This is a genomic window from Dietzia sp. B44, assembly GCF_014145245.1.
Lineage (GTDB): Bacteria > Actinomycetota > Actinomycetes > Mycobacteriales > Mycobacteriaceae > Dietzia > Dietzia natronolimnaea.
In genome coordinates, this window is record NZ_JAALEF010000307.1 from 1 (window position 1) to 1,324 (window position 1,324).

Sequence of the window (1,324 nt, forward strand, 5' to 3'; positions counted from 1 at the left end):
CGTCTGGGGGCCGGCCCCCGACGTCTCGGGCACCAGGACGACCACGCCCGCGAGCAGCGCGGCCAGGGCGACGCCCATCACCACGTACGGGTGGACGAGGGGCGACGACGACGAGGTGGCCACCACACCGGCCAGGAGCACTCCGGCCGCGATGCCGAAGTTGGTCGTGGAGCTACTGGTGAGCGCGCCGACACGGGCGTTCCTGGTGGGGTGCAGCTCGATGATCGCCGCCGCCGCCGATCCGGTGACCAGCCCGACGCCCAGACCCTGCACCACCCGCGCGGCGATCAGCCAGGCCACCGAGGGCGCCGCCGCGAGCCCGGCCATGCTCAGCACCAGCAGCACCAGGCCGGTGATCACCACCGGCCGGCGGCCGATCGCGTCCGACAGTCGTCCCAACAGAAGTAGCGGGACCAGGACGGCCAGCGGGTACACCGCGTAGACGACCGTGATCATGGCGCCGCTGGTCCCCCAGGCCTCCTGGTAGTCCACGTACAGGGGGGATGGCGTCGCGCTCGACATCAGCGCCGCCGTCACGACGAGTGCCATCAGGACGAACGGTGTCCACGAGCGGGAAGTGCTGTCCACGGGCGGTCCTGGGGTCGGTCCACCACGGCCCGACACCCGTCGGGCGGGGAGGGGGACGCGGGAGGGAGAGGAGTGGAGCCTAGGGGATTCGAACCCCTGACATCTGCCTTGCAAAGGCAGCGCTCTACCAACTGAGCTAAGGCCCCGTGCCACAAAGCGTGAACGCCGGACCGCGGCTAGCGATCCGGCGTCTGCCATGCGGGGGTGGGCCTAGGAGGACTTGAACCTCCGACCTCCAAATTATCAGTTTGGCGCTCTAACCACCTGAGCTATAGGCCCTCGTACCGAAGCGTTAATCTACCCGACGCGCGCGCCGCCACCCAAATCGGGAGTCCCGCGGCGACGACGGGACCCCCGAACCGGCACCTCAGTTCCGGCGATCGCTCAGCGTCACCTGCACGCCGCCACCGGTCAGCCCGGCGGCGAGGTTGTAGATGAACACCGCGAGGGTCGTCAGGATGGCCAGCAGCAGGACATTGAGCAGTCCCACGCCGCCGCTGTAGAGGAAGATCGTCGACGGCCCGATCGCGGCCGCCGACTCGTCACCCGCGACCCCGGAGAGCAACCCTCCGAGCCGGTCCCACACCCCCATGCCGGAGAGCAGGAGGTAGGTGGCACCGATCGCGACCATCCACACCAGGTACAGGGCGAACATCAGCCCGAGCACGGTGGTGAACGCCGACCACGGGTCGATGCGTCGCAGGACGAGCACCGACTCCATCGGCCCCCGCCGCTC

2 protein-coding genes and 2 tRNA genes are annotated in these 1,324 nt (G+C 69.6%); all 4 read right to left on the minus strand.

Going from position 1 to position 1,324, the window contains the following annotated elements:
- Nucleotides 1-588 (minus strand): MFS transporter (locus G6017_RS10730; protein WP_182617309.1); only part of this gene is annotated, 588 nt, incomplete at its 3' end.
- Between the two features lie 73 nt (nt 589-661).
- Nucleotides 662-734, minus strand: a tRNA-Ala gene (locus G6017_RS10735).
- A 59-nt stretch (nt 735-793) separates the two neighbouring features.
- Nucleotides 794-867: transfer RNA gene (locus G6017_RS10740), tRNA-Ile, on the minus strand.
- 88 nt (nt 868-955) lie between these two features.
- The coding region (locus tag G6017_RS10745; protein ID WP_182617310.1) for a DUF3566 domain-containing protein at nt 956-1,324 on the minus strand (369 nt) is incomplete at its 5' end.